The following is a 26,868-nucleotide window of genomic DNA, read 5'->3' as shown; positions in this document are numbered from 1 at the left end:
TAGTTAAGTGGGAAGAACCAATTAACTGGGGCAGTCAAAGACTCTAGCTAAGAACAATACTCTAAAACTCTTAATCTAAAATTCTCAAAATTTCTAAATCCATAAGCTCGTCTTATAATTTCTTCCATTCTGTTGTGCAGGCCTTCCGTTATTTATGATGTAGACCCCAAGGCTCTTCTTTTTTCAATTTTTCTGCATTTTCCAAGAAGAAATAAGCCAATCTTGTTGTCCATCAAAACTCCCATCCACCGCGATGGGAGTTTTGGGGATTCTAGCCGCTCCCTTGCCAGCTTTTTCAACGCCTTAGGCGCTTGGGGCGACCTGCTTTATCTTGCTGACCACCCACTCCCAACGTGTTGAGAGCAGGTGGTCAGCAAGGCAGGTCACCCATTACTTAAATAACAAAAAGCTGGCAAGGGAGCTCGGTGAACATAGCGTTCTAAGAATGAAAAGTTCTTAGAACTCGCATGTACATTCCTTAAACACCTGATTAGGCAATGCTGGGTACTGGGGCAAAATTCTTGAGTTAGATGTAATTTAAGTTATTCCCAGGGGCACGAGCATTGCTGGTGTATAAATAAAACGAGGTTTTAATGAAGTGTTTACTTTTGAGACAAGTTAGCGTGGGTGTTGTTCTGGCGTTTGGCTTCAATGCCTACTCCCAATCTATTAGCACGGAAAAATCAAAATTTGTCTTTGATCGTAAGGATGAAAAGCAACTTTTGGAAGATGAAACAAAGCTTGTATCTGAATCGGAAGATGAATATCTCACTTCGTTTGCTACAGGTGAGACTGACCTAATGAAAGAATATCAAGCTTATGGTGGTTTCAATGGTATAAATGCCACGAAAGTTAAATGCTTTAGTAAGCAGCGCGAGATAGTTCAGAAGGCTTTCGAAAATAATGAAGAATGGGCCGTGATGAATGTGGCTCATGAGCTAGAGAAGAAAGATTCTAATAAGTCACTGATGTTGTATCAAGCTTTGGCTGAGTCAGGAAATTGCTTGATTCAAAGTCATCTCGCAAATGCATATGCTGATGGAAAAAGCTTTGTAAAAAAGAATATTAAAATAGCATATTTCTGGTCGTTAATAACAAATGTTCGAAAGGGTAGGGGATGTTATAGCGGTTTGGAGGAAGGTCTCGAAAAGAAATTGGCAAAAAAGGATATCGAGGTCATTCAAGATCTTGCCAGCTCCTGGAAGGTTGGTAAGAAGGCTCCAACGGCTTCTCTAGAAGCGAGCGGATTTGTAGCGCTTGTTCCGGCAGAAAAAGCTGGGCCGAAGAAAAAAGAAAATGAAAAACCCGTAATAGAAAAAATGAATCCGTTGAACAGAGCGGAAACAAATGTTGTCTATAAAGAAAATTTAGATCCAGTTAAGACGTGGCAACCTTTACATTCTGGAAAATGGCAAGGAAATCTCAGTACACCACTTTCATCTATAGAGTTCTTCGAAGAAACGTCTGAATCAGTATGGATGATAATAGCTGCCACTTCAACTCAGTCCATGAGCATAGGGTCCGCAGTTGCGGTGACAACAAATCAGCTGATCACTAATTGTCATGTTGTTAAAGGAGCCTCAAAAATCGGAATTAAACGCGGAGACATAGTAAAATTCGCAGAGGTGGTTTCTGGTGATTTTAAGGCCGACAAGTGCATTATTTCAGTTAAAGAAGGAAATTTGGTCCCTGTGCGAGGTATGAGAAAGTTCACCGATTTAAAAGTTGGTGAAGAGATATATACTATCGGTTCGCCGAAAGGACTTGAATCGACTCTAAGTCAAGGAATAGTCTCTGGACTTAGAACAGACAAAGAAGCACGTCTTGTTCAAATTTCAGCGCCAATTTCATCGGGATCTTCTGGTGGTGGGGTTTTTGATAAGTACGGAAATCTCATAGCTATAACTACTTTTTTGCTTAAAGATGCTCAAAACATGAATTTCTCTATTTCAATAGAAGATTACTTTGAAGATTCCAAATAACTGACATGGAATCTTGTGGAGAAGTTTTGCATTACTTGGGCGGAGTATGCCCCGCCCAGTAAGTTTAACGATTAAATAGTCCCATAGCTCGCGCATCTTCATCAAGATATCGTCTTTGCTCTTCCATCGTCATACTATCAAACATATCGGCTAAAGCAGCAAGATGAGGTGGCGTTGGAATTATTCCGGGGCCACGGAAGAAATTTCCTAGTGGAGTTCCGGTAGGATTGGGGTCGCGCGACCTCGATTGATGAACCTTTTCAGTTTCCTTGATTGATTTTTCGCTCATTCCAAACATCACATTTGGTCCATCGCTGATCTTGTATGGGTAACCGGCAATTATAGCGGCTGCTATGAATACGCCATTTGTAATATACCCGATATCTTTTTCAGCAAGATGCTTATATCTGTAACTACTTTGGTTGGTGTTGATTGTTTTTATAGGGATGACTCTTGCTTGTAGCCACACGATCGTTTTCGCGATGGCATTCACGCTCTCCCGCAAAACTTTTCGGTTTTTTGTGAATATTGCGTCCCGCTCTTCTTTAGGCAGTCGTCGGTGGCCGTCGTAAATGCCGATGCCGAAATCATTTAAAAGAGGTTCTTTTGCCATCGTAATGGCTAAATGCAACTCCACAGGATTGGCTCGAATGAGGTCTTCCCATTTTGGAAACCCATAATCGATCGCAACAACATGTTGAACACGCATCAAGCTAACGTCTGTCGTGTCTTTGAGTACTCGCTGTACGTGAGCTAAAGCCTCGGCATCATTAGCCTGAACCTGACGGAATAATTTTTTTGCTTCTTTTTTGAAAAACTCGATTGGCGTAGACAAGGTAGTCATACACTCTCCCTCTTAGTTAACTCGCCATTAGGTCCGCAAGAAGCGAGTCATGAAGTTAGAGTCTGACTTGCTACTAATTGAATCGGTTTGACCATAAGTCTTTGCGCGAACGACAGGCGCAACCCACGCCTTCATCCTGAAAGTGCCGCCAATTACTAGTCTGTGTCAAGAGCGCCATGAGCTAAGTGTGGCCAAGTGCGCAAGTTGGACAGGTAAGGGTATGTAGAGTCCGCTCGATGACTCCAATATATTGGGAGTGTTTTGACTCAAGCCTAAGGACCTGTTAATCTTGAGATATCTTCAAGATTAACAGGTCCTTGAGATTCCCATTTTGAGACAATCCCAAAAACACTAAAAATAGGCCCTTACTTTGTCACAAAAATATGCTAAATTTGTGACATAAGTGGGGTTTTTATATGTCTCAAGTAGTTGAAACTAGTATAAAAAATAGAATATACGGACTTGGTAGGGGTAAGTGCTTTACTCCAGACAGATTTTTAGACCTGGGCGGGGACGATGCCATTAGGCAAAGTCTCTCAAGACTCGCTAAGGAAGGCACGATTAGGCGCTTGGCTCAGGGGCTTTACGAATATCCTCGTATTCATAAAACGCTCGGAGTTTTGCCGCCCCAAGCAGAACAAGTCATCAAAGCCCTCACTGAACGAGATCAGATAACGGTGCAACCTTCAGGGGCTTATGCTGCGAATCTTTTGGGGCTCTCAGAGCAAGTTCCTAACAAGATCGTTTATCTGACTCAAGGCTCACCTCGAAAAATTAAAATCGGTAATATGGAAATCATTCTGAAAAGAACTTCGAATAAATCAATGGCGACAGCTGGTAAGATGAGCGGCCTAGTGATTCAGGCGCTCCTTTATCTTGGAAAAGAACATCTTGATAAAGATATTGCCTCGAAATTAAAACGCAAACTTTCTGCGGGCGATAAGAAAGAGCTGATGAAGGATATTAAGTCAGCTCCTATATGGATGCGTGGTTTCTTAAAAGAAATCGCCGGGGTTTAAATGGAAACAATACTGTCATTGGAAAAATCTGAAAGAGCGGCTTATTTTGAAAAGGCCGCAGAGATTCAAAGTCTGTCACCGCAAATCATTGAAAAAGATTTTTGGGTCTGCTGGACTTTGCGTGAGCTTTTTACTCTGCCAGATATTAAAGATCATCTGACTTTCAAAGGTGGAACGTCTTTATCTAAGGTATTCAAGGTTATAGAAAGGTTTTCAGAAGATATCGATATTTCTATCGAGAAGTCCTATCTTGGATTTGTAGGAGAAAGAGACCCAGAAACTGTTGGTGCAAAAAAGAGAAATGCTCTTTTGGGCGAACTTTCTGATGCTTGCAGAAAATTTGTTGGCGATTCGTTGATAGAGTCTCTTAGAAAAGAAATAGCATCCAAAATTCCAAGCGGGGAGCCGTGGAGTTTGGAAATCGATCCCGATGATCCAGATGCACAGACGATATTATTCACATATCCACGCTCACTATCGTCAGCGTCTGGATATGTTCGTCCTATTGTAAAAATTGAAGTAGGCGCAAGATCTGAGCATTGGCCTGTAAGTTCTCGGAGCGTGAGCTCATACTTGAAAGAAGCGCTTCCGGATCTCGTGCAGGAAGAGCCAGTTCAGTTGAAAGTATTGGATGTCGAAAGAACATTCTGGGAGAAGGCCACGATATTGCACATGTATGCGCATTATCCAAATGAAAAGCATCCTCCGGCTCGCCAATCTCGGCATTACTATGATTTTGTGTGTTTGTTGCGATCTGCATATAAATCTAAAGCGGCTCAAGACGTGGATCTATTGGTCAGGGTCGCAGATCACAAGTCGATTTATTTCCGGGCTGCGTGGACAAGCTATTCCACTGCAAGAAAGGGCACACTCAAGTTGATTCCAGATGCAAAGGTGTTTGCTGAAATGGAGAAAGACTACGAGCAGATGAATGAGATGTTTTTCAAATCACCTCCGAGTTGGAGTGAGATTGTTGCTGAAATTACTGCGTTCGAAGCGGAATTTAATAATTTGAACAAGTGAACATCTCAAAATTAAAAATACTGTTCTCAGGAATGTGTTACTAATATTTTATTGTTACCGACGTCGGCGAAATTAATACAAAAACAATATAAAGTTTACTGTTCGAATTCCGATACTCTCCAAAAGGAGAAAATTTCCATGATTAATTTGACCGTCAAAAAAGTAGGTGAGCTGATGTATTTTTATGACAATAACGGGAAGGAAATCGGCTGGGTAAAAGAAGTTGGCTCAGTTGCACACATCGGTGGAATGGACTATAGAAACACGAATTCCTACGCTAAGGAATTTCACGACGCAATTTGCTCTAAGTTGAAATCAATGGGTTATTCTGAAGTTACAACCGCGTTCAATGATTTTAAAAAGTTTGTATCTTAAGAGAAGAGAAATTGCACATAGCAATCTCTCTGAAAGCGCAAGATATCGCATTAACTGTGATTCTTGCGCTTTACGCAATTTCAAAATACTCGTTATAAGACACCTTCAAAATATCCAGAAGCTCCTTAGGTGGATTTTGCACCTGTTCTTTTGAAAGACGAATAGGATGTACTCTCCAATAGGAAGCATAATCGAGCACTTCAATATCGGCGTTCGTTAGTGTCTCGACTTGCTCATCTGTGAGGCGTAGCCGGAGATCAATTCTTAAGGCTCCATTTTTGGTTGGCTTAAAGACGATAAAGTTGGCTGCGCGCCCATCTACAACGCATCCAATATAGGGCTTAGTGCAGCTTAGCTTAAAAGGGCCAACTGTTTTGGATAGTTTCGGCGAGTTTGTCCAAAGCTGCCAGTCGATCAACTCCAATTTTGTCTTCATAGGTTTTTCTGTCGGTAGGTGAAACCTCTTCAAGTTCTTCTTCAATCCGGCGTGGAACCTCGTCTAGAACTTTCGTAAAAGACAGGGTAATAAGGCCATTGACTTCAATTGCCTTCACTTGAATAGCAATCAATGGGATCTGGCGATTGAAAAGGCTAATAACCGAGTGTTGATGGTCTCCGCGCAAATCACACAGCAATGGTCAATTTCTGGGTATCTTCGACGCTCGTTGTCCCAGTACTCGATTGCTCTGATGATATGAGACTCATCGACAATTCCTAGTTGCAGCTCAAAGGTGTAACGGCGACCAGTTTCCTGGTCTTTTAAAAGAAAATCAAGGCGGCCTGCTTCAGGCTGGGGTCGTTCTCTTTGTAGGACAATCAAATCACCAGGAAGATCTAATAGTTTGGGGTCTTCTTCGATACGATCCTGCAACCATCGCTCGTTCAGCGTGGAGTGATTCTTCAGAGATAAATAAGTCGGAGAGACGTACTTTGGAGAAGAAGTATTTTGTATTGCCCGCAGAGTTGATGAATCTTTAGCCATGATAAAAACCTCGCAGGCCTTTTATCGGAGTTTGCCATTCATTTCTTAATCAGTCCGGTGTTTTTGGAAAAAAGTAAATTGATTCATCTTTATTTTCGAGAAGTCAGAATAAATTCTGTAAGACTACGATTTTTTCGACTTCTTTCCAGGCAAGTCGAATACATACTTATATGTCTTCTTATCAATTTTTTCGACCGCCTTTAAAACGACTGTAAGAAAAAAGGTCTGATCGTTCAAATTGAACATTCCGCCGATCGTTACCTTTGACATCATCTTATGTACTCGGTCGCTGTCACGATACGTCTGAAGTTTTTCGCCCATGAGAGTTTGAACGATGTATCTGCGTTTATATAAAATTGTAGGAACATCTTTAGTTAAGCAGATTTTGTTATTATCTAGAGCTTTCAAGATGCCTTTGTATTTTGTCAGCCATGATTCTGCTGCTTTTTCAGTTTTAAAGATCTTATGATCGTAGTCATTCAGTTCCATTGGATCTTTAAAGCCGAAATATTCTAAATCCTCACGAATTACTTCAGGTGAATATTCCATAACTTCTGGATTCTTAACTGACAGATCAATGCAGAAATGAGTTTTTAATGTACCCATGCGTTTTACTTCATCCGATCTTTGATTTAATAAACTTTGCGGTCTTCGCAGCGTCGGGAAGGCCATTCAACGCTTGTGCGACTTGAAGGCTTGTCTTGGCAAATGGCTCAACAACTTCTTTTTTGAACTCTTTCAGTTTTTCGTAGTCGAACTTTTTAAAAGATTTTTCTGCAACAAAAAACTGACCACCAACTGGGATTCCATCGATAAAGATTTGTCCAGTAATGGTTACTTTTTTTGAATCGCGAATTGCACCTTCAACTTCTTCGATGTGCTCGAAGTATTGAACTTCGACTTGCTGCTTGTCACTCTTCCTTTTTAATAGAAGAAAGCAAAGAACACCGATGATAATCAGATTCGAAGCTAAAGAAATTCCAACGATCATTTCATTCATGCCACGCTCTCCTGAAATGCTTCACGAAGGAGCTTCTTATCTTCAAGGTATTTCAGCAGAGATGGACACTTTTCTTTTACCGCATCAACTGACCCAAGCTTCCTCGCAACCCGAATAGCAGTTTCGTCGGACTCCCATTTAGTTGTGTTGATATCCAAACCTTTGGCCAAACAAAACTCTGCATAACTTCCATATGCCTTTTGAATTTGTTTTTTAAATGACAAAAAACTTCCATCGAAATTATATTTGATCTGGTACACATCATATAGCTCTTCGAGAGTAATTTTTGTTGTATTAGATTCTGTGGGATCGTATTTATCATCAGGTTCTTCGCTAAAAATACCTGAACCTCTCGCCACACCAAATTCATGAAATATTTTGTGAACCTTGCGATTATCATGACTTGTCGCAAACTTACTCCAAAACTTCAGATCGCGATGTTCAAACAGATATTTTTTCGCAAGAGCACAGAGATGAGTGTAATAGTCGTCAAAAGAGCTTTTGCAGATATCAGAAGGATCTTTGATGTCTGCAATGACACCAAATTTTCTGCAGCAAAGAACTAATTCCTTTGAGCTTTTGAATTTTGCTAAGTTGCCTTTATAGCCAGCCATCTCTTTAAGCTCAGCAACTGAACGCACAAGAGAATCCATTATGCTCGCTCTTTCTTGCGTTTTTTATCTTCATTTGTATGGAACAAATCATGACAATCCACGCATAGAGTAACAAGATACTTCATGTTCTCTGATTTTCGATGCCATTCGAGAGCACCTTCTTTACCAAATTGTCGAACAATGTTTTTAAATTCCCAGGGTGGCATATGATGAACTTCAAGGTTTACTTCACCATACGCTCGATCACACCCAGCTTCACCAATGACGTTTTTACCTTGGCAGATATATTTATCACGCTTCAAAATATATTCGTTGTATTGGGTTCTACACTGAGCACGAAGACGATTTAGATCTTTTAGCTCTTTAAGAACGTCCATTTGATCGAGAGCATCCTTATTAATATGATGAGTGTTGACGAAATCCACAGCATTTGGATTCGTAATAAGTCTCTCATTGATAAAATCACGGAATCCAACTTCTGATTTGTGAAAAACCTTGTGAGGCAAGTCATAAGCCTCAGAAAGAGTCATCGACGAAGTAGTGTATCTTGTCTTTGGACTCTCATCGGCATCTGGATCAACCTCAATTGGACTTGGTTCACGCTCAGGTTTATCACTACCTGGAGCTCCTTCTCCGATATCTAACTTCTTTCCTGTCAAGGATGTAAGGAAAAGGGTTGCTAGCTTCTTTGGAACTTTATTGGTATCGACGGGTCTCATCAATCTTCCGATTGCCTGCATGATCTTGATTTTGGAATTTGTCGGGCTGATGAATACATATCGAAGATGGGGAGCATTAAGTCCTACAATTAACTTCAACGCTGAGATCAAAAATATTTTTTCACCTTTTTTTAGTGCCGCGATATCTTTGTCTGTGGCTATAATTTCAGAACCGAATCGAGCTCTACATTTTTCCGCGAATTCAGCACTTTCTGATGCTAGAACTTTAATGCGACCTTTAAGGATTTTTGATTTAGGTCCGTAAGATAGCATTTGCTCAACCATGTCAGGAATGATTACGGGGTTGAAGTAGCAAATTCCAGGACCATCGAGTTCGTTTTCGGGCAATACTGTCATAATATGATTTGCCATAAATTCGATGACCTGAGATTTCTCAGTCAAATCCAGCTCTTCACCTGAATCAGCAAAATCTGGGCGAGCATTTTGTAAGTTTACTTCTCGTAATGTAACGGGATAGACAATGTTGTGATCAAGGTAGTAATTAAAATCAAACTCTGAATTGATTTTATTCTTTGACCAGGTTTTTTGAAATTTTCCATCTGGATGTTCATATGGGGAAGCCGTAAATCCGAAGGCATTTCCTCCTCGTTCTTTAACGTGATTCACTAGGTCAGATTGGATAGTTTCCTGTTGGGTGGCATTTCCCCAGTGACACTCGTCAATAATGACATACTTAAGATTTTCTCGTCGAGTTTCATTTCCAAGAGCTTGTACGGAATGGAACTGAATTTTATTCGCCAGTTCCAAACCAAGGAGAGAATTTGCATCACCTTGGAGCTGCTTTAAAATTTCAACGTCATGAACAAGAATTTGAGTTCTCTTGATATCAGCTTTAATAACTAGCTTGGCGTAAAGTAGGCTTAAGCTGATAACGATTGGTACAAGATACGGTTGCTCCTTCAAAATTCCAGGCATTGAATCTTCTATGTTTTTGAACAACCTGAAATCACCAATCGATAGCCCTGCAAGGGTAATTAGAATATGTCCTTTTCCCGCAGAGGTAGGCATAAAGCAATACCCAGATTTCGTACTATCCGTCAGAACAACTTGTTGGAGACATCCCTCAATGGCCTTAACCTGATGTGGATAAAGCATATGACGTTCTTCATTGAAAAGTTGAACTTTCCAATTGATAACTTCATCACGCATAGAGTGGTGTTTATCCTGAATAATTCCTTGCGTGAACTGAATGAAATCAACCACGCTTGCCTCAAAATCATCTTTTGAAGTTAGAGACGAGAACTTATTGAACTCATCTCTGTATCTCGACCCAAACTGTAAGGCCATTGTTAAGCTGCCTTTTTAGAGTTTCGGATTTTATCGATTTCTAGATCCAGGTCCTTCTCATCAATGATTGTAACCTTGGCATTGATCTCTTCTAATCGCTTTTTATTTACTTTCATTGCAGTAGGAGAGATGTCGATCCCAACCCATTTTCTTTTTAGTAAATGTGCTGCATGCATTGTAGTCCCACATCCTGCGAAACAGTCTAAAATAAGACCGTTTTCATTACTGCAAGCAGAAATAATTCGTTGAAGAAGAGCGACAGGTTTTTGAGTTGGCCATCCAGTTTTTTCTTTAGAATTTGCTTGAATAGGTTGAACAAGGTCATCGTTCCAAATATCGCCAATAAGGTTACCTTTCTTTTCATCCAGGTACCTTTTTACTCTCGGAGTTCCATTTTTCGTAAAAATGATAGTTCCATCACGAAGACCTTTGTCGATTTCGTCTTGCCCCCAGATCCAGTGTTTTCCAGAAGGAGGAGTTAGTAATTTACCGTTAAACTTTCTTGCGGGCCCTTGACCTTTTTGAGTGAAATCGAAAGAACCGTATTGACGGCCTGTTTTTTCTTCTGTGTATGGATAATTCTTTGCATCCTTATTAGCATCACCCTTGAGATATAGCTTATTGAAGTTCTTAGAGTTCACAGGAGTTTTTTGGAAGCAAAGAATAGTATCGTGCATCTTAGCAAACGATCCTTCTGTTTGTGCTTTATTATTAGTTACTCGTTTCCAAATGATTTGGTTAACAAAGTTATTGTATCCATAAATATCATCGAGAACGATCTTGATGTAGTGAACTGCATGATAGTCAAGATGACAGAAAAAATATCCACCAGGTTTTAAAACTCGGTGAATCTCAGCAAGTCTTAGTCGCATCCACTCTAGATATGCACGAAGACCTTTTTCGCCAGACTTAATGTGTTGCTCGAAAAAATCTCTAGTGTCAAAGAACCCATCAAGTCGTGATGATTCCCAATCGAGCACAGATTCCTTGTCTCCCCAAATATTTTTATAATTCTTTTGTGTAAAAAAAGGTGGATCAATGTAGCAAACATCAAAAGTATTCTCGGGCATCGCCTTTAAAATTTCGAGATTGTCACCGCGATATAGAGTGTTGGTTTTAGGCGAAATTTTTTTTAACTTGGACATTATAAACTCCTTGAAGTTGACGCGTAAGTGATCGGTCGTTTCAAGGAGCCCCTTAAGCTAGTTTTTATCTCAAATGGGCAATAACGTTCACGTATTTAAATTTGCCTACCCCCGACCTTACAGGCTTTTGCGAATATAATTCCACGTTTAGACGGAGCAGGAGCTGGATTGTCTAGTTTTTCTACCATCCCCACAACCCAACCATATTTTTCTTTTTCTTGTCGATAGCCGAACAGACTATCGTCTGGACTAACTAAATGCTTTTCATACTCCGAACGCCAATGCGTTTTGGTTTTATACTTATACGATCTAGTAAATGTTATTGTACCGATTATCCGAGCTTTGGTAATACCAGCGGCCCTTTTTCCATTTGGACCAGGAGTTTCAATTATCGCAAGTTCAGTATCTATCAAGCGAGCTGGTAGAGGATAGGACCGTGTTTCCACGGTCTTTTTTCCGCTTACAAGAAGTTCACTCCAAGGCCATTGGATATTTATACCTTGAATTACTCTAGGCTTCATAAATTTTCTTCGAGAATTGGTTTCGCTGAATATCTTGCGGCATGATTTAGATAAGTGGGATGAGAAGTCCCAAGCTCTAAGGCAAGACCTTTTAGGGCCTCTTGCTTGGATGTCGCTAATCTAACTCGCTCGTCCCAATCAACATCCTGTGATGATTTTACTATTCCAGTGACGTTCCCTTTAGCATCGCAACAGTCTGTCTTATTAGACCACAGATTTTGATATTTGAAAAAATCTGGCTTTCCCATTCCAATATAACAAGTATTGAAGCGTATCCCTCGTTTTGCAGACTCAGATTTGAATTTCCAATAGTAATGAGCAATCTCTCTATCAGAATATCTCACGTCACCGTTTTTCTTATATTCCGCAGGATCGAAAAATACTTTTAGATCTACCCCAGTTTCTCTTGTCATCGCAGCAACAGCGTTAGTGGACAATCTTACAACACCAACAAGCAAGCTTGGAGTGCCTGATTCTTTTACTTGATCCAACATTGACCAGTCGAACAGTTCAAATTTGGGAGCATTATCGATGCTGCCAAATCTTTCAATCATACGATCTGGATTAGTAAAATACCCATCTGGAAACATAGGGAAAAATGGATTTACTCTCACTGTAGTCCAAAATCCCGCCTCATTGAGCTTCTTCAGTGCAGAAAATCTTTTTGTAACAGAAGGAGCACCTGGCTCAATTAATTTCGTTAGTCGTTCATTATTCCCAGAAATAGAAAACTGAATAGAGGACAGATCTTTTCGAAGCAACTTCATATAAGAGTCGTCCGCAATCAATTCTGATCGCGTAAATATAATATGCGGATAGTCGTAGAAAGATAATATTTTTAATAGTTCTTTTGTAACACTATACTTGGTGTCCATTTTCATAAAGCTATCACTCATAGAGCCAATCCTAAGAGGAATCTTTTGACCCATGATATTTCGCCATTTATTCGGTTTATCCGTCTCAAAAACTTGATAAAAAATCTTACGAATTTCACTTACGTCAATTGGAAATGGATGTGGGCGATTCCAATAACCGTGCGATGACAACATGGCCTTCGCATAGCAATAAGAACAATTATGAATACAACCTCTGCCATAGGTATCAATCTCGAAAGTGTAATGACATTGAGTGCAACTTGTATGTGAATTTGCCATTCTAAAAGGAGATTTAAAAATCACGCCGCCGTTTGGCTGCTCATCACCGAATTTTTCGTAGAGGCGATCATAAACTGACCAGTCAAAAGTATCAGGCATTTTACTATTGAGAGCCTTTACCTTTCTCCACATATCACCAGATAGAACACCGTCAAAAGATCGTTCGTCTTCCGCAAATGTGTGATTCTGTAAATTCAAATTTTCATTAGTTACTAGTTGCAAGTGATCCATCACATCTCTCTTTCTTTGTGTCGGGCATTTTTGCCTTTCACGATTGGTTGAATTTGCACAGTTGGGTTCTGCACAAACTGGTCAATCGCTAATCGGGTCAAAGAGGAAAAGTCCAGAAAGGGATTTCTAACTAAGAATTCCTCAATCCTCTTAATTTGTTTGTCATCGAACCTCACGGTTCTTACGTTTTTAGACATATGATCAACTCCAAGAAGTAGTCTCCTGTATTACATCGACTTACTGGAGTCATCTCTGTCAGACATGGTCTTATATTTATTACTGTAAACGCAATGCGTCCAACATCGCGTTGCGTGTGTAACTGGCTCAACTCAAGGTGCAGCGTCGTTTTAAGGATGGAAGTCCGACGGCTCGCTTAAAGATGCCTTCCAGGAAGCCGCTATCGTATTTCCATACATGGGGACTTCTTTTTTTAGCTCTGGGGCCAGGGGGCCAATGCAAACTGCCAGAAGCTATTTAGCCAAGATCGATTTCCTGATCCGTATTCAAAGCAGTTTCCGGAATAGAACTCAGTTCATCTTTCCATTCGTCGAATTCTTTTTAAGAATAAATAAAAATATCAGCAGAAATAAGATGCTTTTTAAATACCAAAGAGCGTGCTTTGCTCATTTCATGAAAAGTAGATTTTTTAGGGTCGGGCACCACCATCACAAAATCGTAGTCGCTGTCTTTTGTTGCCGTGCCATTTGCACGAGATCCAAACAGAAAGAGACGCAAAGGATTGTATGCTTCCTTTAACGTCTCTTTGATTTCATCGATGATTTTGCGATCTGCCTTTTTCAAGGGATTACTTGATTGGGGCCCAGTTGCTATCTTTTTGCGACTGATTAAGCGCTTCAACCATATCGGAGTTTGGGATCAAATCAAGTTCAGAGATTTGAACGTTCTGAATCTGTCACTGGCTTCCTTCAAGATGGCCATAAGCAAACGTAGGTATTCTCACAACCAGTAAAGCGTCTTCCGATGAATAAAGGAATTGGTTCTCTGACCTTTTCTTTTGGTTCAAATCGTCCTTCATTAGAATATTAGTGGTTAGTTTATTTTTGACTTCTTTAAGTTCCACATAGAGAAATCAATAAAACGCAAAGTAGTTTATGGCAACTAATTAAATCGGTGCATTATACCGTCATTGGTCGGTATCTATGACAACTACCTGCTGGAAGCATGACGGCTGCGGATAGTTAGCGCATTAAACGCTAATTATCATTCTGAAACACCAAAATAAAGATTTCCGAGTTAAAATCCGATATTATACTCATGAATTCGGAACGTTCTGGGACTTTAGGTTATAGTTCGTTCTATAAAGCTATCATTTGTTCGATGGCCTTGGGTTCCTGTACCATCGACACTAAGATTCGTAATCCCTTCGCTGTTCAAATCAATAAGTATTCGATTTATACCAATTCCTCAACTCATCCGTTTTCATTTTCACCGACTTGGGAAGAGTCAGCCTTTAATGGCGGGACCGTGCTTCTTTACGACAACGCCTTTTGCGAGGGGACTCCCACAGAAGTTTCGTTATCAGGGACCGATGTACATATCGATGGTCTGCGAGATGGTAAAAGTTATTATGCGAAAGTGCGTGTGACGAATAATAGCCGTAACTACGAATCATCTTGCGCATTCTGGGTGACAGTGGACATGCAGGCCCCGATGCCAGCGACGATCACCGCACCCTTATCAGATTCTTACGTCTCTGCGACGCACTTTGTGGGTGCATGGAATACCGTAGTCGATGTCGGACCGGCAGGCTTAAGTGAAATTCCTTACAAAGTCAGACTTTATGATCAACCCTCGTGCGCGGGTTCCATCATCTTTACAAAAAACTTAGCATCGCTTACTCACGTCTTTGATAACCTTTCCGCAAACACATTTTACTCTTTCGATATACAATCCACGGATAAAGCCGGTAACTGGAGCACTCCCATTTGCTCTGCATTTATGGAAGTAGATTTATTCGCACCGGGTTTTGTCTTAACTCATACAGGATCTGATCAAGGTTACGCCGCCACACAAACAGTTTCCATCACAGTAACAAACGATGCTTGGGCCTCTTATTGGTGTTTAACGGAAGACTTAAGTTTTATTCCTTTAAGTCCCGCAGATCCTTGCCCAGGTGGACAGGGACCCGCAAACGGTTGGCATACAACTCGTCCAACAAACTATGATCTATCCGCAGGCGACGGTGTTAAAACAGTGAAACTATGGCTCTTCGATAGCGCGGGTAATGCCCTGACGAATAAAACTCCTACTTATAGCATTGTCCTAGATACCATCGCTCCGGGAGCTTTCCCAGTCTTAGGAATCACCGGCGGAAGTGATCTAACGATCGATGATCGCTTATCACAGCTTGTAGATCCGATTGTTAATTGGAGTCCTTCTTCAGGAGCTTCTGCATATAACGTATCGATTCTTAACTTAGATCTTTCCATGCGCTGTGAAGAAAACGTAGGGGCCTCTATCACGCAACAAGTTCTCACAGATTGTGAACTCGTTCCCGAAACAGATTACATTGCCCGCGTGATCGCCCGCGATGAAGCGGGGAATCTTACACAAGGAACCGACCTCGTCTTCCGCGTGGATGTCACTCCACCGGGAAATTTCAATATTTTAGGAGTCAGGGGAGGCGTGGATACGACTTTAGATACATGGGCCGCACAGTGGCCCGAAGTTGTTTGGAGTTCTTCATCGGACGCCATCGTTTATCAAACGTCCATTCAGTCAATGAGCGGAACCATAGTCTGTTCTGAACAGTCGATCTCCATAACGTCCTATGATTTTTCAACAGCGGGTTGCCCTTCATTGATTCACGGAATGCAGTATCAAGTTCTAGTGCGCTCGTTAGATCAAGCCGACTTGGTAACAATCGCCACGAACAGTCCCTATATTTTCCGAGCGGACACTCAAGCCCCGGTTCTCAATGTTACAACAGCTCCAAACGCTATTATCAGAGATACCGCAACAGATTTTGAATTCACCGTTTCAGACGATACAAGCGGATTAGCAAGTGTGGAATGTAATTTTAATTCTGGCAGTTACGCAAATTGCGATAGCCCCTATGAATTATCAGGACTTTCTCAAGGAAGTTACTCATTAAGTATTCGCGTAAAAGATGTCGCCGGAAATGAAGTCATTTCAAATCATAACTTCGACGTCGATCTCTATCCTCCGGTAATCACAGTCACGGATTCTCCGGGGGCCTTTGTTAGTGAAGCTTCAGAGCAATTTGTATTTAACGTCGTTGATTCAGGTTCATCTGGAGTCAGCTTCATAGAATGTAAATTAGACGGTGGATCATGGGCCGTGTGTGCTTCTCCTTATTTAATTCCAGTCGTAACAGATGGCGCGCATGAGTTCCGAATTCGCGCTACCGACAACCTAGGCCACGTCAGCGCAGAGACCATCATCAACTGGTTTGTAGACTCAACGCCGCCTTCGATTGTCTTTACATCAGCACCTTCAGACACAGTTGACACGGACGCGACTATAGAGTTTGAAGTTACCGAATCCGAAACAACAGTAAATATTGAATGCGACTTAGACGGAGGAGGATGGTCTTCATGCACTTCTCCTCACAACCTAACAAACCTTCCATCGGGCACACACAGTTTTTCAGTCAGAGCAACAAATGCAGCAGGTCTTGTGTCGACCCAAACTGTCACTTGGAATGTCATCGCACTCACATCATGTAAAGTCATCTTAGATACCGGCGGCTCTGTCGGAGACGGCATGTACATGATCGACCCTGATGGGGCAGGCGGAAACGCGCCGATCTCCGCCTATTGTGAAATGACGACCAATGGAGGCGGGTGGACGTGGATCATCGGAAACTCCAACTATGCAAGTGGAAACTTCCCCACCGCAGTTTCTGTCAGCGGAGTTTCCGTCTCTTATAGCGGAGGACAAGTATCTTCTTATCAAGGCACAGGCGCGAGTGGCTATTGCAATGTTCCCGCACCATTTATCGGTGTGACAATCACCGTGCCCCACAAAGAAGTTTACCTTTACGGATATTCGCAAGGTTACAACGCCACACCTTCAGCTTGGATTGATATCGGAAACGACGGCTATGATTATCATTGGGCGAGCACTTGTCACAATTGCACTGCCGCAAACACTCATAACGTCACTCGCTCAGTGGCGTCAGAAGTGACGTCTTCTTACGTAAACGTCAACGGCAACTCTTGCCAATACACCGGCGGGAACCAAGCCCATATCTATGTTTTAAAAGTACGGTAGGATTTCTTGTCTAAATAGACTCACAACCCGGTTCTTAAACCGAGTGCGAAACCAACGCCACAGCGTTTTCATCAGCCGATGCCGGCACCAACTTCAAATGCACCGTCGTATTTTCCGAATGAATCGTCGCCGCAGCTTCGTCTCGAGCAACCACATGACAAGCAAGCCCAGTACTCGGAAAGGTAAGATCAACCACCTTACCAGTTTGCGCGAGTACTAACTCCTCAGCTGTCCATTGAGCCGTGTGTTCATTGACGACTGTCTTCTTCGCAGTTTGGAATTTTGAAAAGCGAACCGCGACAAGCATTGAAGCAAAGATGATAACGGCAAGAACCGGAGCGATAGAGATCAGCTTTAAATGCTCCCACATCATTTCGCCAGAAACGCTCTTAGAGAAAAATTCTGCGACAGCTTTGCAGCTTCCGGCAATAAAGACGGTCCACAAAAGAAGTGTACTCAGTGTCTCAATTATTTTTCGCATACGTCACTCCGCCACGATCGGGGCTGATCCAAGAACTGAATTGGCGTTTTGGGCCAAACAGAACTTTTGGGATTGCTACGAATAGCACAAAACTATTAATCATCCAATAAGCAAAAGGGTACCAGATAGCAACAAAGCCCAGTTTCGCCGAACGCTCATAACGGCCGTGCAAAAACATTCCCACCGCAAACTGCAGAAAGCTCATCACACCTGTAAGAAGAATCGCATAACTAAGGTTGATATCGTGAGGGTTATGCCCAAACAGAGCGATCGCAATCGTCACAGGTAATAGGAAAGCCCAGGTGACAGAAAATACGTACTCCAAAAGAACCAGTCTTAAACCGGTGTCGCGGCTTTTCAAAACAGATCGGCCATGTCTAAGAATCACTTCAAATCCACCTTGCGCCCAGCGAAGACGTTGTTTCCAAAGGCCTTTTAAAGTGTCGGGCATTAAAACATCACAAGTCGCTTTGGGCTCGTACTTAAGGGCCCAACCCGAAGTTTGTAGTTTCCAGCTGATTCCGACATCTTCTGTCACAGTGTAAGTATCCCAGTAGCCAACACTTTCAACGGCAGATTTACGGAACATCACTAAGACGCCAGACAAAGCAAATAAGCGTCCCAAAGTTTGGTGGTAGCGTTTAATCATTCCGACGAGGGCCGAGAATTCTCCCACCTGCAGTCGACCCACCAAGGTTCCGCGATTTTTGACGCGCGGATTTCCAGTCACACCCGCCACATGCGGATCGCGAAAGTGTTCCATCATAAGGCGGGGAGCATTGGCGTCTAATTCAGAGTCGGCATCGATACACAAGATAAACTCATGACGACTGGCCATGGCACCTAACGTAAGAGCAGCCGCTTTCCCACGATTTTGAACTAAGTTAATAACGCGCATATTCGGACGAGACATCGCCAGTTTTTCTAAAACAGACTGAGTCTTATCCCGGCTGCCATCATTGATCGCGATGATCTCGCATTGGTCTGAAGGCAATTGATCTAGCGAGCAAATCGTCGCTTCCGCAGTTTTTTCCTCGTTAAAGCAAGGAATTAAAATCGTATAGGGCTGATTAGAAAACTCAGAAAGGGTCGAGCGATGGCGTTCCCTTTTAAAGTAGAAAACAAAAGCCCCCATGATCCAGATCAAAGGCAGAACAAAGGGAGTAATTAAGAAGAGGGATGTGAATAGCACCGGCAGATAAGAGAAAATCATTTCGCTTCCCCTTTGATGTGTTTTGCGTTGCTTTGGCGGACTGAAAACAGAGTTTTGAAATCAGGATCCGGAACGACATCTTTGAAGTTCACATCATAAAATAAATTTAAATAGCCCTCGGCCATCACGTGGCTAGCGACTATATTATAATCTTTCGGCAAGGCGATAATGTCTTGCTTCTGTTTTATCGAATTCGGCACGGCTGCCAGCTTTTCTTTTTCAAGCTGCTGTGGAGTCAGAACCAAGTAATCAAAGATCTCGGCATTTTCAGGTCTTGGACCAATAACTCCATACTGCCAGTGGGGGCGCACAGAGCGACCCGCTGCCATCACAGGTTCAAAAGACAACTCTTTGGCTTTTTCTTTTGAAGAGACCTCAAAAAAGACGCCGTCGATATCGGTGTACTTCGCTAAATCACGAATAACAGCCTTAGCCGTCTCCGTATTTCTCAAAAATGCTTGAGGAACTCGAGCATAGACATTCGGCACGCGAGAGCGATGTCTCATCGTATGGGCCGTGCGATTTAAGTAATCCGCACGAACGTGCATCTGTGAAGTGGGGAAGTAAGCGTCTCCAGATTCAGAAACCGCCTGAAATAAAGCAGCATTGGCCCCTAAGCTCAGAGTCTTTTCTAAAAGATCCCCCAGAACTTGCTCAGCCTCGGCTTCGTTTTTCTTCCAAATACTATCTAAGTCGATGCGAATCATGCGCAACGGAGATGAATCAACAAAAGCCTGTTCAAGCGCACTAGCGAATTGCGGAAGGTCCATATCAGCAAAGATCAACCCGCGCCCGATTTGAGAAATGTCATTCGCGTTATTAAGACCCGCTCGCAAGGTCATCTGAATTTTCAGTCCTACGTCTTCAGCGGCTTTTCGCGACAAACCGTTTGAGGCGCCATACGGCCACACAACTACGGAATTTTCTTTTCCAAGATGTTTTTTAATAAGCTCGTTATTCTTTTTAAGATCTGTCTGAACGCGATTCACAAGGTCTTCTTCAGATTGATAAGATTTCGTAATTGAATCGTATCTAAAAAAGCCCGCCACCGGAGCCTGACTTCCTTGAGGATTAAAGACATGCCCTTGATGCATATCATAGGTGTGAGAAACAACATCCACCCAACCGGATTCAGACATTTCCTTTAGCTGTTTCCAAGAAGCCATTTTCGGATTGGTGTCTTTAAACCCATAATCCGGAGCCACGCCGTCTTCAGTCCACTTACCCACAATGGCAAAGACGGCTTTAAACTTATAAGTTTTTAAAAGAGGAAAGACGTTTTCATAAAAAGAAGCCAAACCATCATCCACCGTTATAAGTACGGCTTTGGCAGGAAGAGTCTTCTTTCCTTGAGAAGCTTCAAGAATATCTTGCAGACCGACGACATTGTAGTGAGCCTTAAGATAGTCGAACTGTTCAACAAGGTCTTTTTTACGAATACTAAAAGCATTGCCGACAAAGCCGTTACTGACGTCGTGATAGCAAAGGGCGACAAAAGTATTCGCCAAAGGATCGTTATTTTCAGGAGTGGAAGAGGTTTCGGCACTTGCGGTAAATCCCGCTAAGAGGAGGGCGAGGGAAATGAAAAGCCGCATTGCTTGAGACGTCCATTTTAAAAAGCCCATGACTCTGTCGGATTTCATTTTCAAACCATATATGGGACAAGCCCACCAAATTTCTTGCAAATGAGTAATCTAGTTCCAAGAAGTCGTCAATAGGTCTGAAAGGGAGAGGCGAGATCTGAAGAGAGTCTCGCAACTTGATTGGGTCAATCGCAAATTAAGCCTTCTCCAAACCAGCTAAAGCCAGTGTCTGAGTTTTGTACATAGAAATTCTATAAGGTTCCGCAGGGGCGAGATACAGGGAACCCGGAGAAGGCCGCCATGCTGAACAAAAGCTTCAAACCACTATAAGTGCTAGGTTATTTACAAAACTCTGCCGAAGGATCCTTCTGGCAAACCCACTTTTGCAAAGACTGAACTTCGTTTGTAAGTCGGGCGTTTTCTGCCTTCAAAGCCGCCGTTTCCGTGCGCCACTGTGAATAGAATTCTTTAAAAGCCTCAATCAAGGGCGCAACGAGGTTCGCGTATTGAACGGCTAAAAATCCATCATTGTCTTTTGTAACTACGTCAGGGAAAACTTCCTGAACCTCTTGCGCGATCAAACCGATTTGCTGACCGTGATCAAAGCGACGGGCAGGGAACTCTTCCACTCTCCAGTCGTAAGTTACACCTCGAAGTTGTAAGACTTTTTCTAAGCTAGAATCAATGGTCGCGATATTACGTTTGAATCGTCGGTCCGAGGTGTTTGCCCACGAGGTTCCACCAGCGGTCCCGCCGACATGAAGCATGTAAGAGGGGTTGGTGATACCAATACCGACATTGCCTGACCCGGGCTCGGTGATCATTGCATATTGCGTAGTGATCGCTCCCGTACCAATGGGCGCTCGAAGCATGATTCCCGTATAAGACCCGATGGTATCATAGGCTCTAGTGGCAAGACGCAGCTCAAGTCCATTGGCTTCATTGATTGTTGTGCCGCCTGTTGCTGTCCCTTCTAAGTTGATATCTGACGTGATGGCATTAATTTTTTGCGAGACAGGTAAAGAGGCTGCTCCCGGAATAAATACATTTGCCCAAAGAGCTGTTTGAAGCCCACTGACATTGGCAGCTCCGGTGTTCACCTTGACTTGACCTTGCACACCATAAGAGGTTCCGGTGAAGCCCGCTTTATTGTCAACAATACTTAATCCTAAAACTGCTCCCATGGTCCCGCCTTGAACATAATCTCCACGGATGCTGTTGTCGACGCCCATAGCAGGCATAGTGATGCTTCCCGCGGCGGTTTGGGTTTGACCGACGCTGACCATGAAGCGCCCTTTTGCGGTAGAGCTCGTTGGCCCATAATAGTAAGAATCGAATGAGAATGAACCAGGAGTCGCGCTGCCCAAACCCAAACTACCCATAAAGAATGAAGACCCTTGAATTCGAAAGCGCTGCGTTCCTCCAGTAGAAAATGCGATTTGATCTGGATTAGGGTTGTACATCCCTGAATCGGAATCAGCACTAAATGAATAAGTAGGTGCCGCCGCGGTGCCAGCACTACCAAGAACGGGGAAGGTCACGGCAGAAACTAAATCTGTATAAGCCGATCCACTTTGCGAGACTTTAAATTTCTTCGCCGTTGAATCAAAATAAATACGTCCTTCATCAGTTCCGGCAACAGCGGGCGCGGCGATCTGTGGTAACGCAATTGTCGAAGGAAGTCTTTCTGCGGGGATCGTTCCCGTTGTGATCACTGCCGCATCCAGCCCCGCGATATTGGAACAAGTAAATGCATCAGTCACAGCGGACCAAGTTAAGGTTTGTGAAGCTGTACAGCTAGTAGAAAACTGTGAAGCGCCCGTTGAAGTGCGAAGGTCGTCAATACCAAACCACACAGGCTCTAACGATGAAGCGCCATAACGATAAACTTGTCCATCCTGAGGAGTCGTTGTTGCAACACTGACACCTTGGACTTTTGCGACTGTCGGGTTAGGAAGTGTGCCACTTAAATCTCCTCCTAGTGAAGTTGCAGATTGAAAGGCTCCCGTGATGCGAGAGTCATTTCCTTGAGCTGCGGTACCCGCCGTGGTTCCAAAACTCACTGCCACCGTTTTAGAGGAAGCTCCGGTAACGCTGATTCCTGATCCGGCAATAATATCTGAAACTACTCCAGAACCACCCGCATCCGTCACGCAAGTAAAAGAGGCTCCGTCAAAGAAGACGACTTGACCTGCGGTACAAGCACTAGAAGGAAGAGACGTCGTACGAATAAAGTCAGTCGCGGTGAAATTTCCTAGCTTCAGTGCGGAGGAAGCAAAGTGAGCATAAGGGACAGAACGAATTTCGTTATCAGGACTGATCTGATTCCAACCAACGCCGTCGTGAAAACTCACGCTCAGACGTCGCGATTGATCGGCAATAGGTCCTTTGTTGCTCGCGACATTGTTGTTGGCATCTGCGCAATCTAAGGTGGCTGTATTATCAAAGATCTCTTTTAAACCTATACTTCCAGAAGTGGGGAATAACTTTGTTCCTGTTCCCAGCGGTACATCAAAAACACCCTTTGAACCTGACATATTCACGCCATTTTTTTGTTCACGATAATAAACGCAAAGTCCATCTTGAGATTTAATCTCAAACAAAAAGCTCACGTTGCTGAACTCAAGAGGAGTTCCTGTCGAAGTAAGAATACGACCTTGATAAGTTAAAGTGTTCGGAGCAGCAAAAGCTATCGATGTCAGTAACAACGCACTCGAAAAAAAGAAGAGTCTTATCATAGGCTTCTTTTCGGACTTAACACCTTTTTGATTGAGTGATGAAAGCAGAATAAGAGCAGCGATCATATTAAAAATGGCTCTCGCAATAATCAGAAAGTATTCGGCGATGTTCGGATTACCAAATCGCACTGGGCATTCTGTAGAGCGTCGGTAAGTGTAACGGCAGATTGATTGATAATGTTCGGAGTATAGAATAAGTCTTCGGTCAATGGCCGAACAAGTTCTCTTCTACGATGATTACCGTCTCTATCTGTCTGAAGCTTTTGAAACTCGACGTTTGCGAAATCCGAATTATTCTATGCGAGCCTTCGCTCGTGATTTAGGGTTGGCGGTGTCAACCCTGATTGAAGTGCAAAAAGGTAAGTACGGCCTTTCAGCGGCACGAGCTTATGAGGTTGCAACCAAACTCAACTTAAGCCAAAGACAGTGCGAACACTTTTCTGATTTACTCACTGCGAAATTCGCCCGTTCTTCTGAACAAAGAGTGGTTGCGAAGAAGGCTGTTGAACATAGAATTAATAACTTCGTACAAGAAGTGTCTTTAGATTCTTTTAAAGTTATTTCCGAGTGGCATCACATGGCGCTTTTAGAACTGATGGATTTAGAAAAAAACCATCTCAATAAAGCTCGCTACGCTAAAATGTTGGGTGTTAGTGAAAGCGTGATCGAAGATTCGTTAGAAAGAATGAATCGCTTGGGTTTGATAGAAATGACATCGAATTCGGTGAAACCCACATCACAGTTTACTTCTGTAAATAATAACTATAATTCCGAAGCTGTGCGCAGTTTTCATAAACAGATTATTGAAAAAGCACTTTACGCGGTAGAACGCCAAGATAATGAAAAGCGAGAAGTCTCCTCCACTTTGTTCTCAATTAAAAAACAGGATTTTCCCGCGGCACGGAAAGCTCTGATGGATTTTCGTCGAGAATTTGCCTCGCGCTTTGGAACTACTGAAAATGCGGACGATGTCTGCAGCCTGAGTATTCAATTTTTCAGCCTTTTGGCACAGGAAGATGCACGATGAAACTTCTTTTAATCTCTTTTACGCTCTTTTATTCCCTCACTCTTTTTGCCGGCATTCGAGACGTTGGTAGTGGGGGAGCGGCGATCTTAAAAGACAATCAGATTTATTTATTGGACCTTTATGAAGTAGGATTGCCAGAACCTTTAATAGATTCTAGCGTAATTCCTGATGAAGACATTCTGAATCGTGCTCAGGCTATGCCACATTTTACGGACGACGAAAGAATGATCTTCGCTCAAAAAATGACAGAGATTCGACGGAAAGCTCCTCGATTTGCGAATGTTCTTCTTTTGGCTCTTTCTAAATACCAATGGTATCTGGTGGATACACCATTAGCGGTAATTAAAGAAGACACCCCGCTTGATTTAGAAAACATGCAGCTTGTACAAATAGCCAATCGCCTCGAAACGCGCGTTCGCATTTATCGTCCTTATTGGGAAAGTATGTCACCAAAAAGCAAGGTGGCATTGGTAATTCATGAGCTGGTTTACTCCATTCACCGGCCCACGATGGTCTCTAGAGAGAAATACGCCTTCGTCGTGGACGCGGTTCGTGTGAGGTCGATTGTGGCTTGGATGTTATCTCAAGAGTTCTATTCCAGCACGCCTGAAACCTTAGCGCAAATGACCAATAACATGTCTAATCCCGCGCAACTTCGAGATGAATATTTACTGAATCTCGATGCGGATGTCGTTATCCTCAATGGCTACGTCGAACTAAGTGTTTCAACAGATTTTGATAGAGCTTTCGTTTGTTCCGATATCGAGCGTCAGGTTGGAGGCTCGGCAAAGATCGTCGTCCAACGAGAGTTAAAGGTTTCTTGGAGTGAGCTTTTTTTCTCAAGTTATTTGACGCCAGAAGGTCTTACGCAGTTTACGTTGAGGCTCTCGACCCGGTTTTTGGGGGACAACATTCGATCGCCCGGGTTCTGGGATGAGGCTGTCTTAACTCTGCCAAGCATTTCATTTGACTCTTCCAACGTAAAAAACTGCCGTGCCTTGCTTCAACAAAGTCACGAGCAGTCTTTAAAACATTTCCAGGAATTGTAAGCTCAGGTTTTTAGGAGGCCTTTAAGAACGGTCTTTGATGGTTTTTTTCAACGTCTCCATTCACTAATACCTGAAGTGTTTCTACGTTGGCCAAAAGTGAATAAGCCTGCGCCGAAAGCTCCTCGGCCGCTGCGGCTGATTCTTCTGAAGAAGCTGCGTTCATTTGAGTCACTTGATCCAACTGATTCATCGCTTTACCGATCTGTGAAATACCGTTGAATTGTTCTTCACTGGCTTTCGCTAATTCCTCGCTGAGGGCGGCGACCTTGCTGGTTTCGCTTACAATCTCTTTCAAGACTAAGCCACTGTTTTTCGCTTGCTCACTTCCAGAATTAATCTTTTCTACACTAGCACTAATAAGTGATGCGATATTTTTTGCGGACTCCGCACTTCTTTGCGCCAAGTTGCGAACGGCTTCGGCAACAACGGCGAAACCTTTTCCTTGTTCCCCGGCACGAGCCGCCTCGACCGCCGCGTTCAAAGCCAATAGATTTGTTTGAAAGGCGATATCATCAATGACATTGGTAATATCAGCAATTTTCTTAGAGTCGTCGGCAATGCTTGCGATGGAATCAATAAGTTTATTGACCTGAGATTCACCCTTGATAGCGATCGCGGAAGTCCCATTCGCCAGAACTGAAGATTGTTTAGCGTTTTCAGAGTTAATCTTAATCATCGATGTGATCTCTTCAATAGTGGCCACAGTTTCTTCTAAAGACGAAGCCTGCTCAGTAGCAGATTGAGAAAGAGTCTGTGATGTATCAGAAATTTGGGCTGCGGCATCGCGGACCTGGTGCGAGCTGGATTCAAGTTCTTTGGATGTAAAATTAATGGTTTTAGAAAGACTCACCGCTACGAACAGTCCGATTCCTTGACCCAATATTACGCCAACCCCGATAACGATTATCATCGTAGAGTTCGAAGAATCTACCTGGTCTTCGGCTTTTTGGATGAAAATAGAGGCCTGCTTTTCTTGATAGGCAACTAAGTTATTCATCGAATTACGATAGACAGTTGATTTTTCTAGGTCTTGATTGATAAAGATTTGCACCATCTTGTCGATATCTTCTGGCTTTCCGGTCCGATACAGGCGAAGGGCTTCTGTATAAAGAACTTTTAGCTCCTGCCAAGCATTGTCGACTTTTTTGTATAAATCCTCTTCGCCAGGCATATAAGAAAGCAGTTTGTACTTCGCGTTTTTCTCTTCATATTGCGTAAGGTGGTGTTCAGCACCTTTAATGAAGGCCTCTGCTTTTTCTTTAGGAAGATGGGGTAATCCCAAGCTTCTAAGATTAATCCGTAGCATTCTAAAGTCCAGATACATCTGATCTGCTAGTTGGATGTTCGGCAAAACTTTGTATGTAACTCCGTTGTAGTTTTCATCAATGTCTCGAATAGCGAAGTACGCAAAAGCGCCTACGACAACTGGAACAAGAGACATAGCCGAGCAAAGAACAATTAATTTTGCTTTCAATCCCATCTTAGACATAACGTCCCCTTTAACTTCACATAACGATTCGGTATTTAATTTCATTGCTGAAGTGCAAGAAATGTTAAGTTCCGCTGACAAAGTAAGGGCCACTGTTACGTTTCAAGAATTGAA

23 protein-coding genes and 1 pseudogene are annotated in these 26,868 nt (G+C 42.8%); 7 read left to right on the top strand and 17 right to left on the bottom strand.

Features of this window, described 5'->3' with window-relative positions:
* Positions 1 to 47: 47 nt before the first annotated feature.
* Positions 48 to 152, bottom strand: a pseudogene (locus tag AZI85_RS17525) (transposase); the annotation flags it as partial.
* Between the two features lie 441 nt (positions 153 to 593).
* On the opposite strand from AZI85_RS17525, the gene AZI85_RS06540 reads away from it, so the two are divergent.
* Entirely contained in the window at positions 594 to 1,982 is a 1,389-nt protein-coding gene (locus AZI85_RS06540; RefSeq protein WP_063243342.1) for a trypsin-like peptidase domain-containing protein, read from the top strand.
* Between the two features lie 64 nt (positions 1,983 to 2,046).
* Here AZI85_RS06540 and AZI85_RS17790 read toward each other — a convergent pair whose 3' ends face one another.
* Complete coding sequence (locus AZI85_RS17790) at positions 2,047 to 2,826, bottom strand: hypothetical protein (RefSeq protein ID WP_216635855.1); 780 nt, start codon at positions 2,824 to 2,826, stop codon at positions 2,047 to 2,049.
* Positions 2,827 to 3,242: 416 nt separating this feature from the next.
* Between AZI85_RS17790 and AZI85_RS06530 the strand changes: the two genes are divergently transcribed.
* The 3 genes from AZI85_RS06530 to AZI85_RS06520 all read left to right on the top strand — a co-directional run bounded on the left by AZI85_RS06530 (position 3,243) and on the right by AZI85_RS06520 (position 5,243).
* Entirely contained in the window at positions 3,243 to 3,845 is a 603-nt protein-coding gene (locus tag AZI85_RS06530; RefSeq protein WP_063243341.1) for a DUF6088 family protein, read from the top strand.
* Positions 3,846 to 3,863: 18 nt separating this feature from the next.
* Positions 3,864 to 4,868 (top strand): nucleotidyl transferase AbiEii/AbiGii toxin family protein, encoded by a 1,005-nt coding sequence (locus AZI85_RS06525; RefSeq protein ID WP_216635853.1) that lies wholly within the window; start codon positions 3,864 to 3,866, stop codon positions 4,866 to 4,868.
* 138 nt (positions 4,869 to 5,006) lie between these two features.
* The gene (locus tag AZI85_RS06520) at positions 5,007 to 5,243 is read left to right on the top strand and encodes a hypothetical protein (protein WP_063243339.1); all 237 of its coding nucleotides are present in this window, start codon (positions 5,007 to 5,009) and stop codon (positions 5,241 to 5,243) included.
* Between the two features lie 70 nt (positions 5,244 to 5,313).
* Here AZI85_RS06520 and AZI85_RS06515 read toward each other — a convergent pair whose 3' ends face one another.
* The 10 genes from AZI85_RS06515 to AZI85_RS06465 form a co-directional block, all read right to left on the bottom strand.
* Positions 5,314 to 5,679, bottom strand: coding sequence for a hypothetical protein (locus AZI85_RS06515; protein WP_155723949.1), 366 nt, complete (start codon positions 5,677 to 5,679; stop codon positions 5,314 to 5,316).
* 129 nt (positions 5,680 to 5,808) lie between these two features.
* Positions 5,809 to 6,225, bottom strand: a complete 417-nt coding sequence (locus AZI85_RS06510; protein ID WP_063243337.1) for a hypothetical protein — start codon at positions 6,223 to 6,225, stop codon at positions 5,809 to 5,811.
* A 123-nt stretch (positions 6,226 to 6,348) separates the two neighbouring features.
* Positions 6,349 to 6,831 carry a hypothetical protein gene (locus AZI85_RS06505; RefSeq protein WP_063243336.1) on the bottom strand — a complete coding sequence of 161 codons (483 nt, stop codon included), beginning with the start codon at positions 6,829 to 6,831 and terminating at the stop codon, positions 6,349 to 6,351.
* A gap of 10 nt (positions 6,832 to 6,841) precedes the next feature.
* Positions 6,842 to 7,225: a hypothetical protein gene (locus AZI85_RS06500; protein WP_063243335.1), complete on the bottom strand. Its 384-nt coding sequence runs from the start codon at positions 7,223 to 7,225 to the stop codon at positions 6,842 to 6,844.
* Complete coding sequence (locus AZI85_RS06495) at positions 7,222 to 7,878, bottom strand: hypothetical protein (RefSeq protein ID WP_063243334.1); 657 nt, start codon at positions 7,876 to 7,878, stop codon at positions 7,222 to 7,224. Before AZI85_RS06495 ends, AZI85_RS06500 begins: the two co-directional genes overlap by 4 nt.
* Positions 7,878 to 9,782: a hypothetical protein gene (locus AZI85_RS06490; RefSeq protein ID WP_155723948.1), complete on the bottom strand. Its 1,905-nt coding sequence runs from the start codon at positions 9,780 to 9,782 to the stop codon at positions 7,878 to 7,880. The genes AZI85_RS06495 and AZI85_RS06490 overlap by 1 nt, the downstream gene beginning before the upstream one ends.
* 86 nt (positions 9,783 to 9,868) lie before the next feature.
* A complete protein-coding gene (locus tag AZI85_RS06485) occupies positions 9,869 to 11,011 on the bottom strand; it encodes a site-specific DNA-methyltransferase (protein ID WP_063243332.1) in 1,143 nt (380 codons plus the stop codon).
* Positions 11,012 to 11,106: 95 nt separating this feature from the next.
* Positions 11,107 to 11,532, bottom strand: a complete 426-nt coding sequence (locus AZI85_RS06480; protein WP_063243331.1) for an ASCH domain-containing protein — start codon at positions 11,530 to 11,532, stop codon at positions 11,107 to 11,109.
* Positions 11,529 to 12,917 (bottom strand): radical SAM protein, encoded by a 1,389-nt coding sequence (locus AZI85_RS06475; protein ID WP_063243330.1) that lies wholly within the window; start codon positions 12,915 to 12,917, stop codon positions 11,529 to 11,531. The genes AZI85_RS06480 and AZI85_RS06475 overlap by 4 nt, the downstream gene beginning before the upstream one ends.
* 558 nt (positions 12,918 to 13,475) lie before the next feature.
* On the bottom strand, positions 13,476 to 13,718 hold the full coding sequence (locus AZI85_RS06465; protein ID WP_063243328.1) for a nucleotidyltransferase domain-containing protein: 243 nt from the start codon (positions 13,716 to 13,718) through the stop codon (positions 13,476 to 13,478).
* A 474-nt stretch (positions 13,719 to 14,192) separates the two neighbouring features.
* On the opposite strand from AZI85_RS06465, the gene AZI85_RS06460 reads away from it, so the two are divergent.
* Complete coding sequence (locus tag AZI85_RS06460; RefSeq protein ID WP_063243327.1) at positions 14,193 to 17,174, top strand: fibrinogen-like YCDxxxxGGGW domain-containing protein; 2,982 nt, start codon at positions 14,193 to 14,195, stop codon at positions 17,172 to 17,174.
* A gap of 34 nt (positions 17,175 to 17,208) precedes the next feature.
* Here the strand turns inward: AZI85_RS06460 and AZI85_RS06455 are convergent, their stop codons facing one another.
* The 4 genes from AZI85_RS06455 to AZI85_RS06440 form a co-directional block, all read right to left on the bottom strand.
* Positions 17,209 to 17,655 carry a hypothetical protein gene (locus AZI85_RS06455; RefSeq protein WP_063243326.1) on the bottom strand — a complete coding sequence of 149 codons (447 nt, stop codon included), beginning with the start codon at positions 17,653 to 17,655 and terminating at the stop codon, positions 17,209 to 17,211.
* A complete protein-coding gene (gene pgaC / locus AZI85_RS06450) occupies positions 17,639 to 18,868 on the bottom strand; it encodes a poly-beta-1,6-N-acetyl-D-glucosamine synthase (RefSeq protein WP_063243325.1) in 1,230 nt (409 codons plus the stop codon). The genes AZI85_RS06455 and pgaC overlap by 17 nt, the downstream gene beginning before the upstream one ends.
* Complete coding sequence (gene pgaB, locus AZI85_RS06445; protein ID WP_063243324.1) at positions 18,865 to 20,511, bottom strand: poly-beta-1,6-N-acetyl-D-glucosamine N-deacetylase PgaB; 1,647 nt, start codon at positions 20,509 to 20,511, stop codon at positions 18,865 to 18,867. The genes pgaC and pgaB overlap by 4 nt, the downstream gene beginning before the upstream one ends.
* Before the next feature lie 278 nt (positions 20,512 to 20,789).
* A complete protein-coding gene (locus tag AZI85_RS06440; protein WP_253720882.1) occupies positions 20,790 to 23,318 on the bottom strand; it encodes a tail fiber domain-containing protein in 2,529 nt (842 codons plus the stop codon).
* Between the two features lie 79 nt (positions 23,319 to 23,397).
* Here AZI85_RS06440 and AZI85_RS06435 point away from each other — a divergent pair, with 79 nt between their 5' ends.
* Complete coding sequence (locus AZI85_RS06435) at positions 23,398 to 24,216, top strand: DUF4423 domain-containing protein (RefSeq protein WP_063243323.1); 819 nt, start codon at positions 23,398 to 23,400, stop codon at positions 24,214 to 24,216.
* Complete coding sequence (locus AZI85_RS06430) at positions 24,213 to 25,265, top strand: hypothetical protein (RefSeq protein WP_063243322.1); 1,053 nt, start codon at positions 24,213 to 24,215, stop codon at positions 25,263 to 25,265. The genes AZI85_RS06435 and AZI85_RS06430 overlap by 4 nt, the downstream gene beginning before the upstream one ends.
* 10 nt (positions 25,266 to 25,275) lie before the next feature.
* On the opposite strand, the gene AZI85_RS06425 is transcribed toward AZI85_RS06430, so the two are convergent.
* Positions 25,276 to 26,754 carry a HAMP domain-containing methyl-accepting chemotaxis protein gene (locus AZI85_RS06425; protein WP_063243321.1) on the bottom strand — a complete coding sequence of 493 codons (1,479 nt, stop codon included), beginning with the start codon at positions 26,752 to 26,754 and terminating at the stop codon, positions 25,276 to 25,278.
* Positions 26,755 to 26,868 lie beyond the last annotated feature (114 nt).

Source organism: Bdellovibrio bacteriovorus, from assembly GCF_001592755.1.
Taxonomy (GTDB): Bacteria; Bdellovibrionota; Bdellovibrionia; order Bdellovibrionales; family Bdellovibrionaceae; genus Bdellovibrio; species Bdellovibrio bacteriovorus_E.
The sequence above is the reverse complement of the archived record's forward strand: the minus strand, read 5'-3'. Positions and strand labels throughout refer to the sequence as shown.